This is a genomic window from Verminephrobacter aporrectodeae subsp. tuberculatae, from assembly GCF_026127385.1.
GTDB classification, from domain to species: domain Bacteria; phylum Pseudomonadota; class Gammaproteobacteria; order Burkholderiales; family Burkholderiaceae_C; genus Acidovorax; species Acidovorax aporrectodeae.
On the sequence record NZ_QZCX01000002.1, the window covers coordinates 1,524,729 to 1,551,662 of the forward strand.

18 protein-coding genes and 1 pseudogene are annotated in these 26,934 nt (G+C 61.7%); 18 read left to right on the plus strand and 1 reads right to left on the minus strand.

The window, feature by feature from the left end:
• Positions 1-7: 7 nt before the first annotated feature.
• The 18 genes and pseudogenes from D5041_RS14935 (at position 8) to D5041_RS15020 (ending at position 20,672) form a co-directional block, all read left to right on the plus strand.
• Complete coding sequence (locus D5041_RS14935; protein ID WP_265285054.1) at positions 8-952, plus strand: TadE/TadG family type IV pilus assembly protein; 945 nt, start codon at positions 8-10, stop codon at positions 950-952.
• Positions 949-6,348 (plus strand): phospholipase effector Tle1 domain-containing protein, encoded by a 5,400-nt coding sequence (locus tag D5041_RS14940; protein ID WP_265285055.1) that lies wholly within the window; start codon positions 949-951, stop codon positions 6,346-6,348. Before D5041_RS14935 ends, D5041_RS14940 begins: the two co-directional genes overlap by 4 nt.
• Complete coding sequence (locus D5041_RS14945; protein ID WP_265285056.1) at positions 6,300-7,079, plus strand: hypothetical protein; 780 nt, start codon at positions 6,300-6,302, stop codon at positions 7,077-7,079. Before D5041_RS14940 ends, D5041_RS14945 begins: the two co-directional genes overlap by 49 nt.
• Positions 7,080-7,479: 400 nt before the next feature.
• Positions 7,480-8,220 (plus strand): annotated as a pseudogene (locus D5041_RS14950) (CpaF/VirB11 family protein); the annotation flags it as partial.
• A complete protein-coding gene (locus D5041_RS14955; RefSeq protein WP_010106643.1) occupies positions 8,217-9,086 on the plus strand; it encodes a type II secretion system F family protein in 870 nt (289 codons plus the stop codon). The pseudogene D5041_RS14950 and the gene D5041_RS14955, both read left to right, overlap by 4 nt.
• A 10-nt stretch (positions 9,087-9,096) precedes the next feature.
• Positions 9,097-9,333, plus strand: a complete 237-nt coding sequence (locus D5041_RS14960; protein ID WP_265285057.1) for a hypothetical protein — start codon at positions 9,097-9,099, stop codon at positions 9,331-9,333.
• Positions 9,334-9,337: 4 nt separating this feature from the next.
• Entirely contained in the window at positions 9,338-10,276 is a 939-nt protein-coding gene (locus tag D5041_RS14965) for a type II secretion system F family protein (protein WP_265285058.1), read from the plus strand.
• Positions 10,276-10,809: a DUF192 domain-containing protein gene (locus tag D5041_RS14970; protein ID WP_265285059.1), complete on the plus strand. Its 534-nt coding sequence runs from the start codon at positions 10,276-10,278 to the stop codon at positions 10,807-10,809. The genes D5041_RS14965 and D5041_RS14970 overlap by 1 nt, the downstream gene beginning before the upstream one ends.
• A 74-nt stretch (positions 10,810-10,883) precedes the next feature.
• Positions 10,884-12,002 (plus strand): hypothetical protein, encoded by a 1,119-nt coding sequence (locus tag D5041_RS14975; RefSeq protein WP_265285053.1) that lies wholly within the window; start codon positions 10,884-10,886, stop codon positions 12,000-12,002.
• A 40-nt stretch (positions 12,003-12,042) separates the two neighbouring features.
• Positions 12,043-12,966: a TadE family protein gene (locus D5041_RS14980; RefSeq protein WP_265285060.1), complete on the plus strand. Its 924-nt coding sequence runs from the start codon at positions 12,043-12,045 to the stop codon at positions 12,964-12,966.
• A complete protein-coding gene (locus D5041_RS14985; protein ID WP_265285061.1) occupies positions 12,957-14,630 on the plus strand; it encodes a polymorphic toxin-type HINT domain-containing protein in 1,674 nt (557 codons plus the stop codon). Before D5041_RS14980 ends, D5041_RS14985 begins: the two co-directional genes overlap by 10 nt.
• Before the next feature lie 404 nt (positions 14,631-15,034).
• On the plus strand, positions 15,035-15,985 hold the full coding sequence (locus tag D5041_RS14990) for a DUF6630 family protein (protein WP_265285062.1): 951 nt from the start codon (positions 15,035-15,037) through the stop codon (positions 15,983-15,985).
• Positions 15,986-16,032: 47 nt separating this feature from the next.
• Entirely contained in the window at positions 16,033-16,575 is a 543-nt protein-coding gene (locus D5041_RS14995) for a hypothetical protein (RefSeq protein ID WP_265285063.1), read from the plus strand.
• A 25-nt stretch (positions 16,576-16,600) separates the two neighbouring features.
• Positions 16,601-17,929 (plus strand): DUF6630 family protein, encoded by a 1,329-nt coding sequence (locus D5041_RS15000; RefSeq protein ID WP_265285064.1) that lies wholly within the window; start codon positions 16,601-16,603, stop codon positions 17,927-17,929.
• A 47-nt stretch (positions 17,930-17,976) separates the two neighbouring features.
• Positions 17,977-18,591 (plus strand): DUF1444 family protein, encoded by a 615-nt coding sequence (locus tag D5041_RS15005; protein ID WP_029554408.1) that lies wholly within the window; start codon positions 17,977-17,979, stop codon positions 18,589-18,591.
• Between the two features lie 21 nt (positions 18,592-18,612).
• Complete coding sequence (locus D5041_RS15010; protein WP_265285065.1) at positions 18,613-18,819, plus strand: hypothetical protein; 207 nt, start codon at positions 18,613-18,615, stop codon at positions 18,817-18,819.
• On the plus strand, positions 18,816-19,409 hold the full coding sequence (locus tag D5041_RS15015; protein ID WP_265285066.1) for a hypothetical protein: 594 nt from the start codon (positions 18,816-18,818) through the stop codon (positions 19,407-19,409). Before D5041_RS15010 ends, D5041_RS15015 begins: the two co-directional genes overlap by 4 nt.
• A 93-nt stretch (positions 19,410-19,502) precedes the next feature.
• Positions 19,503-20,672 carry a hypothetical protein gene (locus tag D5041_RS15020; protein ID WP_265285067.1) on the plus strand — a complete coding sequence of 390 codons (1,170 nt, stop codon included), beginning with the start codon at positions 19,503-19,505 and terminating at the stop codon, positions 20,670-20,672.
• Between the two features lie 26 nt (positions 20,673-20,698).
• Here D5041_RS15020 and D5041_RS15025 read toward each other — a convergent pair whose 3' ends face one another.
• On the minus strand, positions 20,699-26,860 hold the full coding sequence (locus tag D5041_RS15025; RefSeq protein WP_265285068.1) for an Ig-like domain-containing protein: 6,162 nt from the start codon (positions 26,858-26,860) through the stop codon (positions 20,699-20,701).
• Between the last annotated feature and the right edge of the window lie 74 nt (positions 26,861-26,934).

Genomic DNA, 26,934 nt, shown 5'->3' on the forward strand with positions numbered 1-26,934 from the left:
AAGACCCATGCGCCAACACAGCACACCGACGACCGCTGCGCCACGCCAGCGCGGCAGCGCCATGATCGAGTTCACCGTGGTCGGCCCCATCATCACGCTGCTGGGGCTGGCCATGCTGCAATACGGCCTGGTGTTCTTCTCCAAAAACCAGATTAACCACGCGAGCTTTATGGCCGCGCGTGCGGGCAGCATGGCCCACGCCAAACTCCCGGACATTCGCGAAAGTTATCTGCGCGCGCTGGTGCCGCTGTACGGCGGGGGCCGCGACAGCGCGGAACTGGCGCAGGCCAAGGCCAAGGCGGCGGCCGACCTGCAGGGCAATCTGCGCATCGACCTGCTCAACCCCACACACGCGAGCTTTGACGACTGGAACGATCCCTGGTTGGAGCAAAAGTACAACGCGCGCGCAATACCCAACGCCGGCCTGGCGTACCGCAACAGAAACGTCGGCAGCCAATCGGGCCAGAGCGTGCAGGACGCGAACCTGCTCAAGATCAAGGTGACGCATGGCTACGAACTCAAGATTCCGTTGGTCCGCACCATCTACAAGCACTACCTGAAGTGGTTCGACAACGGCGGCGACAGTTTCCACAGCCAACTCATTGAGCAGGGCCGGCTGCCGGTCGTCACGCACGTCACGCTGCACATGCAAAGCGACGCCGTTGAAGGCGAGAGCACGGTTTCCAACCCGGGCGCAAGCAATAACGGCAGCCCCGTAAATCCGGGAGGATCGGATGGCCCAGGCGGCAAATCCCCGGCACCCGACTGCATCACCATGGGTTGCACGGTGCTCGATCCGGGTGGAGGCGACTCGGGTGCAGGCGGTGGTACCGGCGACGGTGCTGGCCCGGGCCCAGGCGGCGGCACCGGTGGCGCTGACAACCCGGGCACCGGCGGGGGAGACACGGACTGTGTCGGTACGCATTGCCCATCCTGTGGAGCCACCAAATGAACCCGAAGCAACTGCTGCACGCAGCCTGCCTTGTATGGGCGGTATTGCTCGGCCAAAGCGCATCGGCCGGTCCGCTCGACGGTCTGACCGGGGGCAAGACGCCGGGGACCTGCGACCCGAAACGCCAAAGCTGCATGCCTGGCACAGAAAAGCCCGATCCCGCCGGACCGGGCGGCGGGGTCTGCAGTCCTACGCCAGGCGGTGCAACCTGCGGCAGCCCGGGCCCCGCGAGCCAGGGCAACACCAGCGGCACGAACCAGGGCGCGGGCAACCCGATCAACGTCATCAGCGGCAACAAATACCAGCGCGAGGAAGACATGCCCGCGCTGCCCGGCCTGCTCGGTCTGGAAATCGTGCGCCACTACAACAGCCAGTACGGCCGCAGCAACGTGCCCCCGGGAATCCTGGGGCGCGGCTGGAAGCTCAGCTACGAAACCGATCTGTACGACATCGGGAACACCGTGCAAATCGTGCAGGCCGACGGCACACGCATCATCTTCAAGAAAACCGCGCAAGACCCCAGCCAGTGCGCCAGCGAGCAGCCGGACAACGGCGTGGTGAGCATCCGCAACGCGGGCAGAACGCCGCGGACCCAGCAATACCTGTGGCGCTGGACCGACGGGCGCGAACTGCTCTTCAACCACCGGGGCCGGCTCATGCGCATCAGCCTGCCCAGTGGCGAAAGCGTGCAACTGCAATACGGCGCCCAAGGCCGCTTGCAACAAGTCACCGACCCGCAAGGGCGCAAACTGCGGCTGAACTACCGGGAGGCCCGCCTGGAGCGCTACGAGGAATCGTCCCGGGCAATCGCCAAACCGCCGCGCTACGACGGCGTGCAAAGCATGGACAGCCCCGCAGGACGCTTCGAATACAGCTATGGCAGCGCCTTGCCGCAAGGCAGTGAACAGGCCAAGGTCCAGGAACCCCGAGAGCAGCAGGAACTCCAGGTGAGCGCGAACTTGGTGCAGGTGCGCCACCCCGCAGAACAGGGCAAGGGAATCACCCGGCACTACCACTACGAAGACGCGCGCTTCCCGACCCTGCTCACGGGCATTAGCGTCAGCGGCCAAGGCAGCGACGGCCGGCCGATGAACGAACGCATCGCCAGCTATGGCTACGACGCCAACGCGCTGGCGATCCGCAGCGTGCGCGGCGCACCCGACAGCGACACCGAAAAGATCACGCTCGACACCCGCACACCCAGACAAACCGTGCTGACGAATAGCCAGGGACAAAAAACCACCTACCGGCACGGAATCATTGCCATGCAATGGCGTTTGCTGGAGGTGCGCGGCGCAGGCTGCGCCAGCTGCGGACCGAGCAACGAGCGCTACCAATACGACGCCATGGGCCGGATAACCGAAGTGACCCAACTGGACCCGCAAGGCCAGCCGGTCAGCGGCAAGCGCACCGAGCTCGACATCTACGGCCGCCCGGTAAAAATCAGCACCGTGGCCTACACGAAGGGGCACGCGCAGCCCGCGCAATGGCAGCTGCGCTACGGCTACGCAAGCGCGCAATACGCGCCCGAACTGATCGCACGGCCCAGCGTGGTGCCCGGAAGGGAACAGCAAACGCGCATCCGCTACAACGCCGCAGGCCAGCCGACCGAGGTGACCGAAAGCGGATTCAGCCCGCTCAACCCCCAGGGGCGACCCATTGCCAACGCGGAGCAGGCCACGCCGATCAACCGCACGACGCACTACCGCTACGCCATGGTCGGCGGCAAGAGCGTGCTGGTAGAAATAGACGGCCCCCTGAAAACCCCGCAGGACAGCGACGTCACGCGCCTGGAATGGGACCGGGGCGGTGGCTTCATCACCCGCATCGAGCAGCCCGGCGGGCGGCGCAGCCAGATCGAACACGACCCGCGCACGGGCCTGATCACCCAGGTGAGCAACGAACAAAACGGGCAAACCCGGTTCCGCTACAACAGCGCCACCCAACTCATCAGCACCCGCAGCACCGGCCCGGGCAGAAGCCGACCCCAGGAACAAAGCTACCGCTACGACGCACTGGGCCAGCTCAGCGAAACCGGGCAAGGCAGCCTGGACGCAAACAACGACAGGGCCGAAGAAGCCTACCGTCCCCAGACCCGCCTGAGCGTGGACGCGCAGGGGCGTTTGCAATGGCAGGCAAACGCCCACGGCGTGATCGTGCACAACCGCTACGACAGCGAAAGCCGGCTGCTCGAGACCGGCCGCTACAGCGCCGGCATGGCGCAACAACAGCACTACCGCTACGACGCACAAGGCCAACTGTTGACCACCTGGGACAACACCGGAGCGGTGCTGCACATTGGCTACGACGCCCGGGGACAGATACAGGACCTGACCGACGGCGCAGGCCGCAACCGGCTGCTGCCGCCCCAACCCGGCATAGCCGGCGGACAGGGCGCACAGCCCATGCGCGACGATTTTGGCCGCACCGTGCGCACCAGCAACCCCGACGCAGGAGCCAGCATTTGGGAATACGACGCAGCAGACCGCCTGATAACCAACCGCGACGCCGCCGGCAACCAGGCGCACTACGCGTACGACCCAGCAGGACGCATCCTGCGCCAAGACATCAGCGACACAGCCGACCCGAAAAAAACCACCACCACAACCACCTGGCACTACACAGGCAGCCAACTCACTGCCCTCGAACATCCCACGCAAAGCGAGCACTACCAGCACGACGCGCAGGGCCTGCGAACCGAACGGCGCACCATCCGGCACCAGGCCGACGGCAGCACCCGAAACAGCCTCACGCGCTACACCTACGACGAACAAGGCAACGTACGTAGCACCAGCCTGCCCGACGGCAGCCGCCTGATCTATCAGCGCGACCCGCAGGGCCAAATCGTCGCCCTGCAGCGCAGCCGCATCCAGACCCGCTGGCTGCAATGGCTCAGCCCGCCGCAAACCATCGTGCAAGACCTCAAACGTGATCTGGTGGGATTGAGCCAGCTACGCACGGGCAATGGAATCGAAGCGCACTACCAGCGCAGCCAGGAAGGCGTACTGGCGCGCGTCGTGTACCGCCGGACGCAGCCAACGCGAACGGCGCGGCACGCGGCCGCAGCAGAACTGCTGGGCCAGACCAGCCAACTGCTGCTGGGAGTCCGCAGCGCACACGCCCAGTCCGCGCCGACCAAGCCCACGGACCACGAGACCGACACCGAAGCCCTGCCCGGCGCGCTGGGATTGGCAGCGGACCCGCAGGCGCTAATGGACCAACGCTACCTGTGGGATACGCGCGGCAACTTGCTGCACCGCGAGGACCGCGCGGGAGAATCCGCGCGCAGCAGCTACGCCTACGACGCGCGCAACCGCTTGGTCGCCGGAGTGCAGGCACAAGGGCAGAAAAACCAAGTCAACCGCTACCACTACGACCCCGACGAGCGGCGCGTGCTGAGCCAGCAGGGCGTAGAAACGCAGGACGAACTGGAAAAAGCCACACAGCAAACCCGCTACCCCGCGCAAAACCACCGCTGGAGCGAAGAACAAGCGCAAGGGGCGACTGCCGTGCTCGCACGCTACGACGCCAATGGTCAACCCACACAAATCGGGCAACGCGAATACCAATGGGACGCACTGGGCAAACTGACCGAGGTGCGCGAAAAAGGCACGAGCCTGGCCCGCTACCACTACAACCACCGGGGCGAGCGCATCAGCAAAACTACAGCCAGCAGCAACACAGCCTACCTGTACGAGGACCACCAACTCAGCGCCGAACTCGACGCACAGGGTCGGATCACGCGCCAATACATCTACTTGGCCAACAGACCCATAGCCATCATCGACACCCCCGCAGGCCGCCCACTGGCCGACGCCCCCCGCGGCGTGCTGGCCGATCTGAAAATCATCGTGCAAGGCTGGTTTGAGCAAGCAGAAAAAATTGCATGGCTGCACGCGAACCACCTCGGGGCCATTGAAGCGGCGACCGACGCACAAGGGCAACTGGTATGGCAGGCCAGCTACGCGCCCTTTGGGCAGGCAAATATCCGCACGGTGCGGCTGGATGCACAAGCAGAGCAAACGGACTTCAGGCTAAACCTGCGCCTGCCAGGCCAGTACGCCGACAGCGAAACCGGGCTGTACTACAACGGCCAGCGCTACTACGACCCCGAACGCGGTCAATACCTGACCCCCGACCCCCTGGGCACGCCCGACGGACCCAATCCCTATAGCTATGTGCGCTACAACCCGCTCAAATACATTGATCCGGATGGGTTGGTGCTGTTTGCGTTTGATGGGACGGGGAATAGCAAGGATAAGTCTGAACTTAGTAAGTCAGGAGATAGCATGACCAATGTGGTTTCTTTCCAAAATTACTACGAAAAATCAAATGGAGGAATTCGCTATATCAGTGGAGTCGGAACGACAGACATGAGCGATCCCACGCGTCCCATCGAGCCAAAAACATGTCTTGTTCCTTTAGTTATTCCTACCACCCAAGACAAGGGGTTAAATTGTACGGGACCAGAGAGAATTGAGCGCATGATTGAATATTTCAATACAGAAGCCAAAGACACAAAAGAAGATGAGACCATGCAGGTAGATATCATCGGATTTAGTCGGGGTGCTGCACAGGCACGTGATTTTGCTAACAGGATTGCGGAAAAAACGGATTCTAAAGGTTGGTATCGTTATAAAAACAAGAAGACGAAAGAGGAAGTCTGCAGAAAGGTCAACTTCCGTTTTATGGGTTTGTGGGATACGGTGTTGAGTACCAATTTTTCATCACATCAAAACTATCAATTAGCCATCCCTGCACAATTTTCCTATGTCGCCCACGCGGTGGCATTGAATGAGCATCGTGGTGATCCCAATTCACCATACCGACCGATGGCGAATGGGAAAAGTTCATGGGGTGAATTTCCATTGGAGTCCATCATGGGCACCGAGATACCAAAAGATAAAACCCGAATTGAACAGGGATTTATTGGCTCACACTCAGACATTGGTGGTGGTTACAAGGATAACTCCTTGTCCAAAGTAGCATTGGCATGGATGGTTGAGCAAGCCAGAAGCGCTGGAGTCGAGATGAGCAAAAAATCGATCGATATGCCACCCAATCCCGTATTGCATGACAAAAGTACCAATATAGCCTTGGGTGAAGCCACTGGCCGCCTTGAGGATCGGGATGTACGCTATACCGATGGTCGCAAGGTGAAGCAGCTTAAGATGACTGGTACAGGACTGACTTATGCAGAAATAAAAAAGCACAACCTTATAAGCTACACACCCCGCGATTTGGTTCCTCGTATAGATATGGATCCGTCTCTCCCTTTGCCTCCGGAAACAAAGTATCTGTATACAACCGATGAGACAGGTACTGTAAATATGGGAAGCTACCGGGATTGGTTGTCAAAAAATGGGTACAAGCTTGGAAATCTGGTGATCAAATAATTATGAAGAATACCAATATCTTGAGCAGACGCGCCACGCTAGTATATTATCGGCGGCAATTTCTGCCGATTCTGTTGTTGATTTTTTTGGTGAGTGGAGTCTATATTTTTCTGAGTCCGGAAGCGCGCCCATGGAACGTGTCCAATTTGACGCCTGAAGAAAAAATGCTGATCCATAAATATCGAGGGATTCGTGGAGGGGTCTTGTACATCAGTACGGTAGGTGAAGATAAAAATAATGTCACGATGCTTGATCAAAATGGTGAAGTATGGGAAGCTGCATTATCTCTTGGTGAAGGAGGTGATCGCCATTCAACCTATCCCGACGCCATGTCCATTCCCAGAACACTGCATGTGACATGGAGAACGGATGATGCAGAACCTCGAAAAAATCGCAATGGACTGCGTGAAGTTACTGCTGGCTATGAAGGGGGAACCATCCTTGGAGACTACACCGTCCAAGTTGCATCAAGGATTCCCGATGAAGTCTTGGACTTTATCCGTAAAAATGGTAGTTCGTTGTTGCGTCTCAAGATCCGCTTGGCGGATCATGGTGTATTGGTTGGCTGGGATGTGGAAGAGTGGTACAACGCGATAGGTGGACGAACTTATCGCTATGTAATGCCCGGCGGGGATTTCAGGGAACCGCAGAGAGATAATGGCGAAGTCGTTGAGCGTGGTTGGATGATCATGCCCGATGGAAAGAAGGTTGAGATGGATTGGACTAGATAAGCCATGAAAAATATCCCTCACCAGCCCAGCGTACTCCCCCACCATTTGCCAGCGGCCAGCCTGCCTGGATACCCGCACGCCCAGACAAACCGTGCTGACGAATAGCCAGGGACAAAAAACCACCTACCGGCACGGAATCATTGCCATGCAATGGCGCCTGCTGGAGGTGCGCGGCGCAGGCTGCGCCAGCTGCGGACCGAGCAACGCGCGCTACCAGTACGACACCATGGGCCGGATGACCGAAGTGACCCAGTTGGACCCGCAAGGCCAGCCGGTCAGCGGCAAGTGCACCGAACTCGACGTCTACGGCCGCCCGGTAAAAATCAGCACCGTGGCCTACGCGAAGGGGCGCGCGCAGCCCGCGCAATGGCAGCTGCGCTACGGCTACGCGCAGAACGCACACATCATCGTCTCCGGCGGCACGGGCTCGGGCAAGACCACCTTGCTCAACATCCTGTCGAACTTCATCCCGCCCGGCGAGCGCGTCATCACCGTCGAGGACGCCGCCGAGCTCAAGCTCAACCACGAGCACCTGATCAGCCTGGAATCGCGCCCGGCGAACGTCGAGGGCAAGGGCGGGATCAGCATCCGCGAATTGGTGCGCAACACCCTGCGCATGCGGCCCGACCGCATCGTCGTCGGCGAATGCCGGGGCGCCGAGGCGCTGGACATGCTCCAGGCCATGAACACCGGCCACGAAGGCTCGCTGACCACGCTGCACGCGAACAGCCCGCGCGACGGACTGGCCCGGCTCGAGACCATGGTGCTCATGGCCGGAATGGAACTGCCGCTGGCGGCGATCCGCGAGCAGATTGCCAGCGCGGTGGACATCATCGTGCAGCAAACGCGCTTCTCCTGCGGCACGCGCATGGTCACGTACATCACCGAGATCAGCGGCATGGAAAGCGGCAAGATCCAGCTGCAGGACCTGTTCCTCTTCGTGAACCGGGGCTACGCAATCCAGGCCAACGGCCTGAGCAAGGTGCAAGGGCAATTCAGCGGCTGCGACACGGTGCCGCATTTCTACGACGAACTGCGTGCCAGCGGCGCGGTGCTCGACCTGGACATCTTCCGCGGTGTCCCCGGGACCAGCACCGCCGGCGCCGGCGGCAACGCGCCGGGAGAAAGAGAGAGAGCATGAGCAGCCTCGCGCCGGACACCCTCTTTTTCGTGATCATCTCCGTGGTCGCCCTGTCGACCACGCTGCTGACCTGGCTGCTGATCGACATCGGCAGCTCCTCGCTGCGGCGCTACCGCGCCAGCTTTACCGAGCGCGCGGGCTTTCAGGCGGCAGAGTTCTTCCTGTTCATCGATCCGCGCAAGCTGTTCGTCGCCAACCTGGCGGTGATGGCGCTCGGCGGCGTGCTGGTGTGGCTCATCAGCGGCAGCGAACTGCTCGCGCTGCCGACCTTCTTCGTGCTCGGACTGCTGCCGCGTTTCCTCTACCAGCAAATGCGCAAGCGCAGACTGCGCCGGTTCGAGGAACAACTGCCCGACGCGCTGATGATGCTCAGCGGCGGCCTGCGCGCGGGCGTGGGCCTGAGTAGCGCGATTGCGCAGCTGGTGGCCGAATCGAGCCCGCCGCTAAGCCAGGAATTCGCGCTCATGCTGCGCGAACAACGCCTGGGCGTGACGCTGGAGCAGGCACTGAACAACCTGAGCCGGCGCATGCCCACGCAGACCACGGTCCTCATCACCTCGGCCATGCGCATCGCCAACGAAACCGGAGGCAGCCTGGCCGAAACCCTGGAACGCACCTCGGTGACGATCCGCAGCCGGCTGCAAATGGAGGCAAAGATCGGCTCGCTGACGGCGCAGGGCAAGCTGCAAGCCTGGGTGGTCGGAGCCCTGCCCCTGGTGCTCATGCTCATCCTCAACAAGATGGAGCCGCAAGCCATGTCCATGCTCTGGCACACCCGCATGGGCTGGGCCACGCTGGCCGTGATCGCCGTCTTCGAGTTCATGGGCGTATACATCATCCGCAAGATCGTCGCCATCGACGTTTAGGTTGAGCCCCATGGAACCGAACACCCTGATCCTCGCCCTGATCGCCGCGTCCGCCGGACTCAGTGCCGGCCTCGTGGCCTGGTTGCTCAGCCGCTCGATGGCCAGCGTCCCATCCGAGGACCGCCGCTACAAGGACTCGCCGCCCCTGGCCTTGCGCCTGCTTTGGTGGCCCATCCAATGGATCAGCGCACTGGTGGCGCTCATGGGCGTGCACATCATCCGCAAGATCGTCGCCATCGACGTTTAGCCCCATGGAACCGAACACCCTGATCCTCGCCCTGATCGCTGCGTCCGCGGGACTCAGTGCCGGCCTCGTGGCCTGGTTGCTCAGCCGCTCGATGGCCAGCGTCCCGTCCGAGGACCGCCGCTACAAGGACTCGCCGCCCCTGGTCTTTCGCCTGCTCTGGTGGCCCATCCAATGGATCAGCTACCTGCTGGCGCCACAGCTCGGCGACGGCAAGGCCGTGCAGGCCCTGCGGCTCAAGCTGCGCCAGGCGGGGTTGGACTACACCATGAGCCCCGCGCAGTTCATCGCCAGCCGCGTCATCAGCGCGCTGGTGGCGCTGCTCGTGGTCTGGTGGATCGTCTCCAGCTTCGACGGCGTGCCCATAGGCGCGAGCGCGGATGCCGAGCCCCGGCATGTTCCCCGCGGCGTCTACGCGCAGGCCCTGGCCATCGGCGCGCTGCTCGGCTGGATCTACCCTGCGATCTGGATCCGGGACCGCATCGCACTGCGCCGGCGCGAACTGCTGCGCATGATGCCCTTCTTCCTGGACATCATCACGCTGTGCGTCGAGGCCGGGCTGAACATGCAGGGAGCGATCACGCAGGCCGTGGCCAAGGGCCCGCCGAGTCTGGTGCGCGAAGAGTTCCAGCGCGTGCTGCGCGACCTGCGCGCAGGCAAGGGGCGCGCCGAAGCGCTGCGCGACATGGGCGAGCGCCTGAACGAGCCCAGCGTGACGAACTTCATCATGGCCGTGATCCAGGCCGAGCGCATGGGCATGAGCCTCGGGCCGGTGCTGCGCGCGCAGGCCGACCAGCGGCGCTCGGAGCGCTTTCTGCGCGCCGAGAAGCTGGCGATGGAAGCCCCCGTGAAGATGCTCTTTCCGCTGATCGCATTTATCTTCCCCTGCACCTTCATCGTGCTGCTGTTCCCGATCGCGATGAAATTCATGAACGCGGGGCTGTGATGACGGGCCAGCCGGAGCAGCACGCACTGCAGATTCGCCAAGCCCGGGGCTTCTGGGGCCGCTTCATCGGTCTGATGGGCCGCAGCGACCCGCGCGGCACTGCTGCCGGCGACGGCAGCGCCTTGCTGATTGCGCGCTGCACCAGCGTGCACAGCTGCTTCATGCGCTACGCGTTGGACCTCGTCTACCTCGACACCCGGGGCCGCATCACGCGCCAGGTACCGGCACTGGCCCCCTGGCGGTGCAGCTGGGGCGGGCCGGGCGCCGCCCACGTGCTGGAGATGCCCGCGGGCGCGATCGCCAGCCAGGGACTGGAGCCCGGCATGCAGCTGCGGCCTTGGCCGGTGGATGCGGGTGCGGTGCATGGTGTCTGCAGCGCCCGGTTTGTCAGGCCGGGACGTGAGGGCCATGAGGACCATAAGACAGCCAGCACACCGCCGTCCACCACGGCATACGGCCGTTGCAAGAAGGATCAAGACGACGCCAGTTCCCCATTCACCAGCAGCAGTTCCCGCGCAAGCACCACCGGGTGACGCGCGTTTCCCAACCCCTTTGTTTTTTTGATTGGACTCCCATGCCACATCCACGCTCATCCCCGAGACGCGCCATGGCGCGTCGTACCCGCTTCCTGTTCTGGCTGCTGGCCTGCGGCCTGACCCTCGTTGCCTGCAATGGGGGCGGTGACGCCTCTGATCCCGGGGTCATCGGTGGCGACGCCATAAACGGCGATATCTTCATTACTGCGGCCGGACCGCTGTGCGCCCAGCGCGAGATGGGCGGCAACTGCGTTCAACCTACCTCGTCATCCACCGATGAATTGGCGCTGCACAAGGCCATGACCGACCCTGACCCCAAGAGCCCGATGATCAACTTCGACATCTCGGGGTTCATCATCGAATCCCCTCTCACCAAGGGCGGCCAAGGCAGCATCGACATGAGCTACTCCTCCTACGGCTTGGCACGGCGTCATGTCCAGGCCGGGCGCAACAGCTTCATTGTGGATGGCAGGCGTTACGGGAATGCCAACCATCTGCGCAACACAGATATCTACTACACGCGCGAACAGGGTGGTGGCGGCGCCTACTTTACGTTCAACGAGGAGATGGGTCATAACCCGGCTTGGGACTTTTCCTTCGTAGAGGGCGAAGGCGTCACTAACAAGAAGGGAGGGGCCGGCTGGTATGCCAAGCTCGGATTGCTCACCGACCAGACCGATGCGCCCAGGACCCGGAAAGTGACCTATGTGGGTGCCTACTATTCATTGTCAGGTACGGCAAAGGACCTCAACGAGAACGGCACAGACGTTCTGAATATAGGCGTCACCTACGAGGCCGAGTTGGATCTGCACACGGGCTCGCTGAGCGGGGTCAGCATTGACTACACCGATCCCAAGGCGCAAAGGCACACGCGCCTGAAACTGCCCGATTTGACGTTCAAGCATTCGCGGCTATATGGCCTCTCAAAGACGCAGCGCATCGACATTGAGATTGATGGCCCCGGGGAGGATTTGCGCCCGGGGGCACCGCACCCGGATACCCCACGCACCCGACACGATTTCACCATTGAGGCGCTCGAAGGCGAGATCTTGGGCAAGCAGGCCGCGCTCATCCATCTTGTGGGCGCGGGACCCAAGGGGATTTTTCAGATCATGCTGTATCGAAAGGAATTGTCTGAGTTTATGGATGACCACGTCATCAACTACCCCCTGACCCCTGCCAAGCCCTGAACCCCAGCCCATGCGGGCGCCCCAGCCTGAGAGAAGACCCATGCGCCAACACAGCACACCGACGACCGCTGCGCCACGCCAGTGCGGCAGCGCCATGATCGAGTTCACCGTGGTCGGCCCCATCATTACGCTGCTGGGGCTGGCCATGCTGCAATACGGCCTGGTGTTTTTCTCCAAAAACCAGATTAACCACGCGAGCTTTATGGCCGCGCGCTCGGGCAGCATGGCCCACGCCAAACTCTCGGACATCCGCGAAAGCTACCTGCGCGCGCTGGTGCCGTTATACGGCGGGGGCAGCGACAGCACCGAACTGGCGCAGGCCAAGGCCAAGGCGGCGGCCGACCTGCAGGGCAATTTGCGCATCGACCTGCTCAACCCCACACACGCGAGCTTTGACGACTGGAACGATCCCTGGTTGGAGCAAAAGTACAACGCACGCGCAATACCCAACGCCGGCCTGGCAGACCGCAACAGAAACGTCGGCAGCCAATCGGGCCAGAGCGTGCAGGACGCGAACCTGCTCAAGATCAAGGTGACGCACGGCTACGAACTCAAGATTCCGTTGGTCAGCACCATCTACAAGCACTACCTGAAGTGGTTCGACAACGGCGGCGACAGTTTCCACAGCCAACTCATCGCGCAGGGCCGGCTACCGGTCGTCACGTACGTCACGCTGCATATGCAAAGCGACGCCGTCGAAGGCGAGAGCACGATTTCCAACCCGGGCGCAGGCAATACCGGCAGCCCCGTGAATCCGGGGGGATCGGATGGCCCAGGAGGGGGGCCGGGCGGCCCAGGCGGCCCGGGTGGCAAATCCCCGGCACCCGACTGCATCACCATGGGTTGCACGGTGCTCGACTCGGGCAACGGCTCGGGCACGGGCGCTGGTACCGGTGACGGTGGCGGCGCGGGCGGTGGCGGGAATGGCAATGGTGGATCAGGCGGAGCGCCAGCATGTTTTTGATGACACGAACACGGCGCGGCCTGCGCTCCCTTTTGTTGCTCTGGCTGGTGTTGGTATTGGCGCTTGCGCAACTGCATCCGCAAGCGGCACGGGCGCAAGCCACCAGCACGCCCGGGCAGGAAAGCGGGGGCATTGCCTGGAAAACCTGCACTCCCCCGGCCCTCTGCTTTGCGGACAAGGAGTCCCGCCAGCAGTGGGCCGCCAAGAACGACTGCAAGTTTCTCGAAGACGTCTGCGAAGGCACGCCCCCGGGACAGGACAACAAGGGAGCCAAGGACGAGGACCGGGGATTCTGGGGACCGATGTGGGACGAGGTCAAGGGGGCCCTGGTCTACGGCTACGAATTCGTCAAGGGATTGGTGCATGGCCTCAAGGAGCAGGTCACCGACCTGTGGGAGATGGTCAGCGACCCGGGCGAGGTCATTCGCGGCTTGGTCGAATTGGGCAAGGCCTTCTTCAATGACTTCGAGGGCACCTTGAAAATGCTCGCCGAATTATTGGGTCAGGAGACGATAGACACCATCAAACGCGCAACCCAGTGCGGTGCCTACGATTTGGGCAAGGTGGTCGGCCAATACGTGAATCCCGGCACCGTAGTCAAACTGGCCGTCAAATTGGCCAAGTACGGCGGCAAACTGGCCGATGCGGTCAAACACACCAAGCGCGACCTGGGCTGTGCGAGCTTTGCCGCAGCCACCCTCGTGCTGACCCCGCAGGGCATGCAGCCAATCGAGCAGATTCGCATAGGCCAGCAGGTGCAGTCACGCCATGAGCGCTTGTTTACCGAAGCACCGCAAGCCGTCACCAACACCTTTGCGCGCACGGCGCCGGGCTACTGGCTGCTCAGCACCGAATTTGATCAATTCAAACTCACTGAGGAGCACCCGCTCTGGGTACAGGGCAAGGGCTGGACGCAGGCTCAGCACATCACGGACAACGACGTAATCGCTGGCGCGCAGGGCGATGTGCGCGTGCTGAGCAATGAAGCGGTGCACCAACCGCTGCCGGTATATAACTTTAGCGTTGCCAAGACTGCCAATTACTTTGTGGGGTCTGGTGCGATATGGGCACATAACTCGGACTGTGATATCTCGATTCTTACAAAGGCATGGGCAAAACTGACGCCCCATGAAAAGGGGTTTATGGGGGAGAAGGCGGTTTTTGATGCTCTGACAGCAAAAGAAAAAGGGTTTGAACCTTTTGGAGGCAGCTTTAATTTTGATATGAAAAATCAGAATCCGGCGGATGCCATCAAGAACTGGCGCGGTAGACACGGTATTGATGGAATTTACAGAAGAAAAGTCAAAGATAAAGATGGAAAGGAATATTACGAGTATATACTTGTGGAATCCAAGGCGACAGGTGGTTCGAAAAATGACATCCCGGATGACGTTGTTGCGAAACTGGACATGACAAAAGAGAATGGTCGCCAGATGAGCAGGAAATGGATTGCAAACCATCTTCAAAAAATGGTTGATAGTAAAAAGATAAGTAAAAATGAGATGGATGATATATTGGGTGGATTGGATAATGGATCAACCAAGAGAGTTTATGCTCAAAAAGATGCCAATGGATCGACGTACCACGAGATTAAAGACGTGATGAAAAATGGAAACATTGATGAAGAGCAAGTGCGAGTTAGCAATGCAATTTGGAGCCCATAATGTGGAATAAAAAAAGACCGACGCGCGATCCAGACGTAATCGACAAAGAATTTTATAACAATAGATTGGAATATATTATCCATAGACGAATGCATTTGCTTGAAAATAACGGATATACAGATGAAATTCTTATGAGATTTCATTATGCAAGATTTAGGGAAATTGCAGAATACATGTTATATCTATATGGAGCGGGAGCGTCTCTTAGGGATATCTCCAATTACTTCGATGACGAAGGCTGGCCTGACTATCGGCACTCTGCTGAGTTTATAAAACTAAGGCCACTACCAGATGGCAAGCATCGACATCCAGGTTACTTGTCCGTGGATGAGTCCCCATTGAGATCGAGAAGGATTATCTCTTTTATAGCCTTTCTTGTCTGTATGGACAAGTCATCAGATCGATTGCATGATTATAAAAGCTGGATGTATGTTGAAATTCCATGCCGATTGATCGACGTTCTACTCAAATCATTTATTCCAAAATATCCATATCTACTGAACTATGAAGTCAGTCGCGAGCTTGAAAGTTGCCGTGAATGGTGGATGACGCCTTTGCTTGATGCACTGGCGCAGCCTCCGGAGCAGCGCTCAGCGGCATTGGCGGCGCATATGAGTAACTGGTACCGACTGATGCGTCCACTGGGTTGGGAGCCCAAGCACGCGCGCAGCGAGCCTTATTTCTTTTGCGATTTTGCCTTTGAAGTCGCCCTGGCCGTATGCGCATACGATATTGACGACAGCAGTTTCCGCGACCATCCCCATTACCCGCGCGATCTGGTCGATCATTACCGCGAGCATATCCGCCATACCCGCGACGCTTGGCGCGCCGAGGGCGTAGGCGCGGGCGTTGAACTGTTTCCATCCGCGCCGCCCAGGCGCATCGATTTGGCCCAGTCCAAGCGCAAAAACTTTGCCCGCTGGGTGGAACTGGCCTGCGACGGGTACGACGACGCCGTCGAAGACGTGCTAAAGACCTCGGGCAAGCCACGCAAGGTCGAAAATCTCTTTGGACTGCTTGAAACTTTGGCCAGTATCGGCCATGCCATCCAGGCCGATATCAAGGACAACGACAGCCTGAGTTGCCAAGCCTTGGACCTGACCGACGCGCGCGGCATCGGCCCCTTTGAAGCGCCCGTGAGCGACCCGCCCGAGGGCCCGGGTCGTTGCATGGCAATCCTGCGCGCCCTGGCCGCCTGGGTGACACCGCGCGGCTACCGGATGATCGATCTGGACGACGAAGACGACGCCTGGCACGCCGTGCTGGTCCGGGCCGAATACCACGAGGAATTCCTCGCGCTTAGCCGCTCGCTGGGCCTGCGCACGCGCACGCCGGAGCAGGTCTACGAGGACTGATGGCGGGCAAGATATTTTGATTTCCACATGCACGAGGACTTTTCATCATGATCAACAGTTTGTTTAATCTCTTTAAAAAAGCGGTCAGGACGGAGCCGCCCAAGCAAGCAACAAAGTCTATGAAAGGCAGTTTCAACCCGGATAGCAGAAAAAGTCCCACGGGGGCTTTCAGTGAATGGAGCGGAAAAAATGCCATTGATGGTCTATACAGGAAAAATACCGGGCTTAAAGATGGGGACGGGGACTATATTTATACTTATGTACTTTTGGAATCCAAGGCAACAGGCGGTACGAAAAATGGAATACCAGATGATACTGTCGCGAAACTGACCATGACCAAGCATAGTGGCCGTCAGATGAGCATCAAGTGGATATCAAATCATCTTGAGGATATGGTTAGAAAAGGAGAAATGAGCCAGAAGGAGAAGAATGCAATCATCCGTGGATTCATGAGTGGATCGGTAAAAAGAATTTATTCCCAAAAAGATGCCGATGGAACGACATACCATGAAATCAAGGATGTAATAAAACCGGATAACATCGTTAATGACGAACAAGTACGAGTAACCAGTGTTGCGTGGAAACCATAAACGAAATAAAGCGAAGGAGTTAAAAATGATGCGAAATCCAGATGCAAATGCAGATGATAAAGTATTTTGCGACGGAGAATTGGAGTCTCTTGCCAGCCGGTTTGAGCGTACGTGGGAAAATGAAAACTACACGGATGAAATTCTTGTAAATTTTCATTCTTGCATATTTGGGGAGGTTGTGGATTACATGAAGCGCCTATATGACAGAGGGGATCCTCTTGCAGATATCTGGAATTTTTTTGAGAAAAAAGGTTGGCCCGATTATCTGTATTCTGCAGAATTTATCAGATCCAGGCCATTGCCAAATGGCGAGCTGCGCTGGGCGGCGAATCGCTTGCATGTGGGTGAGTCATCGTCGAGAGAGCTTTTGTTTTTCATTACCATTTTGGTCTGCATGGATCATTCTCCGGAACGTTTGCACAATTATAAAAACTGGTTGAATGTTAACCTCCCATGCCGAATGATGGACGTTCTTATAAAATCATTCATCCCGGGATATCCATACTTGCCAAAGTATGAAGTCAGCAACTACCGTGAATGGTGGATGACGCCCTTGCTCGATGCATTGGCGCAGCCTCCGGAGCAGCGTCCAGCGGCGCTGGCGGCGCATATGGGCAACTGGCACCGGCTGATGCGTCCGTTGGGTTGGAGGCCCAAGAACGAGCGCAAAAAGTTTTACCATTTCCGCGATTTTGCGTTTGAAGTCGCGCTGGCCGTATGCGCCTACGATATTGACGACAGCAGTTTCCGCGACCATCCCCATTACCCGCGCGATCTGGTCGATCACTACCGCGAGCATATCCGCCATACCCGCGACGCTTGGCGCGCAGAGGGCGTGGGCGCGGACGTTGAACTGTTTCCATCCGCGCCGCCCAGGCGCATCGATTTGGCCCAGTCCCAGCGCAAAAACTTCGCCCGCTGGGTGGAACTGGTCTGCGACGGCTATGACGATGCCGTCGAGGACGTGCTGAAGACCATGGGCACGCCACGCCAGGTCGAGAATTTCTTTGAACTGCTTAACGCGCTGCAAGATGCGGGTCACGCCATCCAGGCCGATATCAAGGACGATGACAGCTTGGGCTGCCAGGCGTCCGACCTGAGCGACGCACGCGGCATCGGCCCCTTCGAAGCGCCGGCAAGCGACCCGCCCGAGGGCCCGGGGCGCTGCATGGCAATCCTGCGTGCCTTGGCCGCCTGGGTGGCACCGCGCGGCTACCGGATGATCGATCTGGACGACGAAGACGACGCTTGGCACGCCGTGTTGGTCCGGGCCGAATACCACGAGGAGTTTCTGGCGCTTAGCCGATCGCTGGGCCTGCGCACGCGCACGCCGGAGCAGGTCTACGAGGACTGATGGCGGGCAAGATATTTTGATTTCCACATGCACGAGGACTTTTCATCATGATCAACAGTTTGTTTAATCTCTTTAAAAAAGCGCTCAGGACGGAGCCGCCAAAGCAGGTGTCGCTGCGCGAGCAATTGGTGCCGCGCATCAGGCACGTGAGTTTTCTCAAGATACTGCAAGAGCACGGCGTTCCCGAGCAGCAGCAACCCGTGACCACGGCGCTGTGCGGGGAGTTGCTCGTGAGCTACGCCTTTGACCTGCCGGATCAATTCATCATGGCCTCACCGTCCCAGCTGGAACAAGCCGGTATTGCCGTCTCCGAGGTGCCTGCGCTGGCTTTGTGGAATCTGGCACGGCTGATGCCGCGGACTGAGCATTTTGACAAGCAGGGCTGCATGGTGGTGCGCACGGGCGGGGAACTGGAGGCCACGCTGCTGTTGCTCGACACCTTCATGGAATATATGCATGTCAACAGCCTGGGCAAGGAAATCGTGGCCGCAGTGCCGCGACGCGACTGCCTGCTGCTGTGCGACGCCAGGAACGCCGGGGCGCTCGCGGAGTTGGGCAGCCTGGCGGAGAAAATCTTCACCGAAGCGCAGGACGCCCACGCCCTCTCCGCGCAGAAAATGCTGCGCCGTGATGGCCGCTGGGAACTGTTTACGGGGCATTGAGCCTGGCACAGGGAGTACACAGTGACGATCAGCTATATCTTGGGAAATCTGTTGGGGCGTGCGCTGGTGAGCTACGCCATCGTGTGGGCCGTCTGCGTGCTGGCCTGCCGCTTTCGTTGGCGCGCGGCATGGCGCAGTTCGGTGCGCTGGTACAGCGGGCTCGCGGTGCTCGTGCTGACGCTGCTGGGCATGGGCGGCGCCCTGGTGCGTCAGGGAGCGGCGCTGTGACGGCCGCCGCATGCAGCAGGCGCCGCCGCCGGGTCATGGGCGCCACCGCGCTGGCGCTGCTGGGCGTATCGGCGCAGGCGCAGAAACAAGAACCGGCGCGCGCGCTGCGCGAAATGCAGATCCATCGTGTGGAGCCACTGGGTCTGGAGATATGGGTGGAAAACCAGCCTCCCTGGGAAACCAAGTCCACGAGCCAGCCCCATCCCGAATTTACGGCGCAGAGCCCGGACAATTACTTCCCGCCGACCGTCATGACCTATACGAGCTGGCCCAAGGAGCGCGTGGCGCAGAAGGACCTGGAGCAGGTCGCGACAAGCGCGATCCGCAGAGCCAGTCAGAACTTTGGCCTGAACCTGGGGCAGAGCCGTGGCCTGTCGCCCGTGGCGGCGAGCTACGGCGTGCTGCAAGGGTTTGAGGCCGATTTTGCCGGCACGGGCAATGGCCAGGAGTTGGACGTGAAGATTTTCATTGGCCACACGCCAGGGCGTTTTCTGGTGGTCTTGCTGGTCTACACCCAACGGGGAAAGCTGGGCCAACTGCGCGAGGTCTTGCGCCGTGCCTGGGGGAAACTCAAGTACCTCGGTGCATGATGCGCGCACCCGCGTGGGCTGGGTCACGCGGGCCGTGATCGCCGTCTTCGGGTGCGCGCTTCCCCATCCCTTTGTTTTTCTGATTGGATCCCCATGCCCCATCGACCCTTATCCCCGGGACGCGCCATCGCGCGCCATATCCGCTTCCTGTTCTGGCTGCTGGCCTGCGGCCTGAGCCTTGCCGCCTGCAATGGAGGCGGTGACGCCCAGGAACCCGGGGCCGTTGCGCGTGACGCAATGCACGGTGACCTCTTCATTGCTCCGGCTGGTGCGCTGTGCGCCCGGCGCGAGAGGGACGGCAACTGCGTCCAACCCACGTCGTCATCCACCGATGAATTGGCGCTGCACAAGGCCATGACCAACCCGGACCCCGACGCCCCGATGATCAACTTTGACAGCCCGGGCTACCTGATCGACGGTCTCCTCACCAAGGACAGTCAGGGCAACCCCGCCCTGACCAATCCCTCCCGCGACTTGGTGTGGCGCCATATCCAGGCCGGGCGCAATGGCTTCGTCGTGGATGGCAGGCGGTACGGGAATGCCAAACGCCACCCGTCTGCCGCAATGATCGATTACACAGGCGAACAGGGGGGAGGCGTCGCCTTGATGTTCAACCTGGAGATGGGTCAGAACCAGGCTTGGTCTTTTTCCTTCGCAGAGCACGGTTTGGTCAGCCACAGGGGAACTGCGAATTGGAGTACCTCGCTCGGACTGCTCACCGACCAGACCGATGCCCCCAGGACCCGAAAAGTGACCTATGTGGGTACCTACCATTCACTCTCAGGTACGGCAGAGCGGCTCGACGAGAACGGTAGTACGGATTTTCTGTATACACATGTCACCTACGAGGCCGAGCTGGATCTGCACACGGGCTCGCTCAGCGGGGTCCGCATCGACTACACCAATCCCGAGACGCAGAGGCATACGCGCCTGAAACTGCCCGATCTGACGTTCAAGCACTCGCGGCTGGAGGGCATCTCAAGGACGCAGCGCTTCGACATCGAGATCGATGGTCCCGCGGAGATCGATAGCCCCGAGGGCGAGCGTCCGAGGGCACCGCGCCCTGATACCCCGCGCATCCGACACGATTTCGCCATCGAGGCGCTGGAAGGCGATATCGTGGGCAAGCAGGCCGCGCTCATCAATCTTTGGGGCGTGGGATCCAAGGGGATTGTTCGCGTAGTGCTGGTACGCAAGGATTTGTTTGAGCTGATGGGGAAGAACCCCGTCATCCACTACCCCCTGACCCCTGCCAAGCCCTGAACCCCCGCCCGTGCAAGCCCCCTCCCTCAGAGCCAGAACCCGAGCAACTCCGCGTCGGACGCCTGCCCGGCGATGGACAGTGGCATGCGCGCCGCCGCGCCGCAGGGGGCGGTGATGGTTCCGTCGACCAGGCCGTTGGCGTCGAAGACGCCGCCGTCCTCAATCTGGAAGTCGAGCCGCAGGCGCTCGCCCTCGAGCACCATCTGGCCGCCGCAGGGCTCGCTCGCCAGGTTCACCCAGGTGCCGCTGGGGTTCTTCATCCAGTAGCCGTTGATTTCCTGCGCTGCGTCCACGTAGAGGCTGAAATGCCCGACGTGCGTGCCGATGGACAGTTCCGCGCGGAAATTGGTCAGTCCGATGGGCATCTCCAGCGCCGGGGGCAGGTCGGTGGGGGCGTCTTTTTGCTCCAGGTGGGTGACGCGTGTGCCGTGCTCGGTGTCGGACTTGCCGTCCTGGTCACCCCGGTTGTTTGCCACCAGGGTGGTCGTGGTGGTGGAGGGGGCAGTGTCCGGCGCGTTGCCCGGGTTGTCGCGTTCCTCCGGAGGGGGGGCTGCGGTGTTGGTCGAGCCGACCGTGGATTGTTCGCTGTCCTTGATTCCGTCTCCGTTGCCGTCGCCCGCCACGGGGAGCGAGCCGTCGGGGCGGGAGAGGCCGGGGACCCGGTCTTCGACGTTGCCGGGCACGCTGTCGTTGTCGCGGTCCGACGCGTTATTGCGGCTCGGGAGCCGGGGGTTGTCCACCGATTCGTCGGCAAGGCTCGCGGCGTCGTTGCCTGCGGCGTCCTGTATGGCGTTGGTGTCGTCGCCGGCCGTGGGGTTGGTGTACCAGAGTTTCATCTTCTGGCCGGGGAGCGCGGCGTGCTCCAACGTGAGCGTCACGGTCTTGGCCACGGCATTCACGGCGACTGCGGTGACGGCGTTGACTGCGTCATCCAAGCGCACCTCAAAATTTCCGGGAGCCGGGGGATGCATCGCATCGAGGGTCGTTCCCTCGGTGTAGCTCAGCACCAGCTGGTTGCCACTCGCCGTGGCGCGGTTGAACGTCGGGGCCACGGTGTCGACCGTGTAGTTTTCTGAATATCCGGGGGGCCCCTCGCCGGCGTTGCCGCTGACGCTGAGCACGCGGGAAGGGTCCAGCGTGACTTGGTTGGTGCTGGCCTCCACGTTCGCCGTGGGCGTCAGGGTGGCGCTCCAGACCGTGCCGTCTGCGTTGGCGCTCCAGTTGGACAGTGTGCCGTTGTTCGCGCTCGCGGCGGCGGAGATGTCCTGCACCGCCGTGTTGAAGTGGAAGCTGACGCTGGCGGTTTCTCCGAAGGCCAACATGCGCTCGTTGAGCATGATGGCGTTGCTCGCGAGCAGCGCGGGCCGCACGGTGTCCACGGCGTAGTTTGCGCTGGTGACGTCGCTGCCCATGGCCGGGTTGCCAGCAGCGTCCGTGACGCCGCCAAGGGTGTTCACGTGGATGGCGTTGGTCGCCGCCGTGGTGTTCGCTGTCGGGGTCAGCGTGCCGGTCCAGACCTTGCCGCCTTCGGATGCGCTCAGATCGGACAGCGTGCCGTGGGGCACGCTCAGGTTCGCCTTGCCAAAGCCGATCACCGCTTCGCTGAAGGTGATGGTGACGCTGGCCGTCGCGCCGGCCTTGAGCGCGCGGTCGTCGATGGCGATGCTGTTCAGCGTGGGCACGGCGGTATCCACGGCGTAGTTTTCGCTGGTGACGTCGCTGCCCATGGCCGGGTTGCCGGCAGCGTCCGCGACGCCGCTGAGGGTGTTCACGCTGATGGCGTTGGTCGCTGCCGTGACGTTCACCGCGGGGGTCAGCGTGCCGGTCCAGACCTTGCCGCCTGCGGACGCGGTCAGATCGGACAGCGTGCCGGCGGGCACGTTCAGGTTCGCCTTGCCAAAGCCGCTCACCGCGATGCTGAAGGTGATGGTGACGGTGGCCGTCTCGCCGGTCCTGAGCGCGCGGTCGTCGATGGCGATGCTGCTGAGCGTGGGCACAACGGTGCTCACGGCGTAGTTTGCGCTGCTCGGGCTGCCCGTGGCCAGGTTGCCGGCAGCGTCCGTGACGCCGCTGAGGTTGTTCACGCTGATGGCGTTGCTCGCCGCCGTGGTGTTTGCTGCCGGGGTCAGCGTGCCGGTCCACGTCAGGCCGTCGGCGCTGCGCGTGAGCGCGCCGAGCGTGCCATTGGGAGTGCTCAGGTGCGCGGCGCCAAAGCCATCGACCGCTTCGCTGAAGGTGACGGTGACGGTGGCCGTCTCGCCGATTTTCAGCGTGCTGTCGTCGAGCGCGATGTGCGTCAGCTGGGGCGCCACGGTGTCCACGCGGTAGTTGGTGCTGGTGACGTCGCTGCCCGTGGCCGGGTTGCCGGCAGCGTCCGCGACGCCGCTGAGGTTGTTCACGCTGATGGCATTGCTCGCTGCCGTGGTGTTCGCTGCCGGGGTCAGCGTGCCGGTCCAGCTCAGGCCGTAGGCGCTGCGCGTGAGCGGGCCGAGCGTGCCACTGGGAGTGGTCAGGTGCGCGGCGACCAAGCCATCGACCACCTCGCTGAAGGTGACGGTGACGGTGGTCGTCGCGCCGATTTTCAGCGCGCTGTCGTCGAGCGTGATGCGCTGCAACTGCGGCACCACGGTGTCCACGCGGTAGTTGGTGCTGGTGACGTCGCTGCCCGTGGCCAGGTTGCCGGCAGCGTCCGTGACGCCGCTGAGGTTGTTCACGCTGATGGTGTTCGCCGCCGCCGTGGTGTTGGCCGCCGGGGTCAGCGTGCCGGTCCATGTCAGGCCGTCGGCGCTGCGCGTGAGCGCGCCGAGCGTGCCACTGGAGACGCTCAGGTGGTCCTTGCCAAAGCCGGTGACCGCTTCGTTGAAGCTGATGGTCACGCTGGTCGTCTCGCCCGCCTTGAGCGCGTTGTCGCCGAGCGTGATGTGCGTCAGCTGGGGGGCCACGGTGTCCACGCTGTAGTTGGCGCTGGTGACGCCGCTGCCCGTGGCCAGGTTGCCCACAGCGTCCGTGACGCCGCTGAGGTTGTTCACGCGGATGGCGTTGCTCGCCGCCGTGGTGTCTGCCGCGGGGGTCAGCGTGCCGGTCCAGCTCAGGCCGTCGGCGCTGCGCGTGAGCGCGCCGAGCGTGCCACTGGGAGTGGTCAGGTGCGCGGCAGTCAGGCCACTGACCACTTCGCTGAAAGTGACGGTGAGGGTGCTCGTCTCGCCGATTTTCAGCGCGCTGTCGGCGAGCGTGATGCCGGTCAGCTCGGGCGCCACGGTGTCCACGCTGTAGTTGTCGCTGGTGACGTGGATGCCCACGGCGGCGTTGTTGGCAGCGTTTTTTACGCCGCTGAGGTTGTTCACGCTGATGGCGTTGCTCGCGGCCGTGGTGTTCGCCGCCGGGGTCAGGGTGCCGGTCCAGCTCAGGCCGTCGGCGCTGCGCGTGAGCGCGCCGAGCGTGCCATGGGGAGTGCTCAGGTGCGCGGCGGTCATGCCATCGACCGTCTCGCTGAAGGTGACGGTGACGGTGGCCGTCTCGCCGATTTTCAGCGCGCTGTCGTCGAGCGCGATGCGGGTCAGCAGCGGCGCCACGGTGTCCACGCTGTAGTTGTCGCTGGCGACGCCGCTGCCCGTGGCCGGGTTGCCGACAGCGTCCGCGACGCCGCTGAGGTTGTTCACGCGGATGACATTGCTCGCCACCGTGATGTTTGCCGTCGGGGTCAGCGTGCCGGTCCATGTCAGGCCGTCGGTGCTGCGCGTGAGCGCGCCGAGCGTGCCACTGGAGACGATCAGATGGTCCTTGTTGAAGCCGGTGACCGCTTCGCTGAAGGTGATGGTGACGGTGGCCGTCTCGCCCGCCTTGAGCGTGCTGTCGTCGAGCGTGATGTGGGTCAGCTGGGGCGCCACGGTGTCCACGCTGTAGTTCGTGCTGGTGACGTCGCTGCCCGTGGCGGCGTTGTCGGCCGCGCTTTTTACGCCGTTGAGGGTGTTCACGCGGATGGCGTTGGTCGCCGCCGCGGTGTTTGCCGCGGGGGTCAGCGTGCCGGTCCAGACCTTGCCGCCTTCGGTGGCCGTCAGCTCGGACAGCGTGCCAGCGGACAGGCTCAGGTTCGCCTTGCCAAAGCCGCTCACCGCTTCGCTGAAAGTGACGGTGACGCGGGGCGTATCGCCGATTTTCAGCGCGCTGTCGTCGAGCGCGATGCTCAGCAACTGCGGCGCCACGGTGTTCACTTGGTAGTTCTCGCTGGTGACGCTGCTCCCCGTGGCGGTGTTGTGCGCGGCGTCCTCGACACCGGCAAGGCTGCGCACGCTGATCGCGTTGCTCGCCGCCACGGTGTTCGCCGCGGGGGTCAGGGTGCCGCTCCAGAGCATGCCGCCTTCGGAGGCTGTGAGATCGGATAGCGTGCCGCTGGGCACGCTCAGATTCGCCTTGCCAAAGCCGGTCACCACCTCGCTGAAGCGGATGCTGACCTGGGTCGTGTCGCCGATCTTGAGCTGGCGGTCGGCTATGGCGATGCTCAGCAGCACGGGCGGCGTGGTGTCCGGGGTGTTGTTCTGTATCTGCCACTCGGCGAAGCTCACGGCGTCGTTGCCGGCTGCGTCCTGTATGGCGTTGGCGTCGTTGCCACTCGTGGGGTCGGTGTAGGAGAGGAGGACCGTATCGCCGTGGCCTACGGCGTTGTTGGCCAGCGTCAGCGTCACGGTCTTGGCCGTGGCATTCACGCTCACTGCGGTGACGGCGTTGGCCACGACTGTGCCATTGACGCGCAGCGCAAAGGTCCCGGTGGCCGCGACGTGCGCCGCATCCAGGCCGATCGCTTCGATGTAGCTGAGCACCAACTGGGTGCCATTCACCGTGTTTTCCGTGGCGTTGTTGCTGATCTGCGGGGGGCGTGTGTCCACCGTGTAGTCGCTGCCGGAATTGGACTGGCCCAGCCCGGCGTTGCCCGAAGGGGTGAGCACGTGGATCATGTCCACCGTGATGTGGTTGCCCGAGGCCTCCACGTTCGCCGTGGGCGTCAGGGTGGCGCTCCAGACCGTACCGCTTGCGTTGGGACTCCAACCGGACAGCGTGCCGTTGGGCGCGCTCACGGCAGCGGAGACGTTTTGCACCGGGATGTCGAAAGTGACGCTGACGGTGGCGGTTTCTCCGACGCACAGTGCGTTGTCGCTGATCGTGATGCCGTTGGCGGCGAGGTGGGGCCGCACGGTGTCCACGGCGAAGTTTTCAGCGGCCGGAAGGGTGCCCGTGAGCAGGTTGCCGGCAGCGTCCCGCGCATTGAGGAAACTTTTCATCCTGACGCTGTTGTGCGGCACGATGCTGTTCTCCGGCGGAGTCAGGGTGGCGGTCCAGACCTTGCCGTCCGTGGATGATTTCAGCTCGGACAGCGTGCCGCCGGAGACTTCCAGGTGATCCCGGTTGTTGAGGCCGAGCACCATTTCGTTGAAGGTGATGGTGACGGTGGCCGTTCTGCCGGCCCGCAGGTCGTGATCGCTTATGGCGAAGCTGATCAGCGTGGGCGGCGTGGGATCGATGGCGTAGGCGTTGCTGGAGACGGTTTTGAACAGGGGCCTGTTCCCAGCCAGGTCCATGATGCCGGCGAGGACGGTATCCATGGTGATGCTGCGGTTGCTCACCTCAACGCCTCTGTCCGCGGTCAGCTTGGCGTACCATTTCAGGCCGTTGTCGGAGACACTGAAGCTGCCCAGCGTACCGTTTTGCACGGTGAGGCTGCGCATGTCATCCTCGTCGAAACCGGTGACCGGTTCCTTGAATTCGACCATGACATCGGTGACTCCTCCCGGCAGCAGACTGCTGTCGCTCACCCGGATGTCGACGGTGGGCCTTGTGGCGTCGACGTCGTAGAGGATGCCCGGGACGTCCATCGTTCCCGTTCCCGCTTCGCCCGCGGCATTCGTCACGCCGGCAAGGTTCACCGCGACGGGGTTTTGGGACGTTGAGGGATTGTTCCACGTGAGCCCCGATGTGATGGTGACCAGCCAGGTGTCGCTGCTGCCGTCGGCGCCGGGACTGACGGCGCTCACGGTGGTCACTCTGCCAGCGCCCTGGGGCAGGCTCACGTCCGTTGTGTCGAAGCCCTTTATTGCTTCGCTGAATTTGACGGTGACGACGGTCGTCGTCCGGTCGAATCCGATGGCGGTTTCGCTGATCGAGTGGCCGGATGCGGCGAGGGTGGGTGCGGTCATGGTGCTTTTCCTTTTTCCTGTGATGGTTGGCGTGTGGTTTTCCGGGTTCAGCTTGGGCGTCGCCTGCCGTCCAT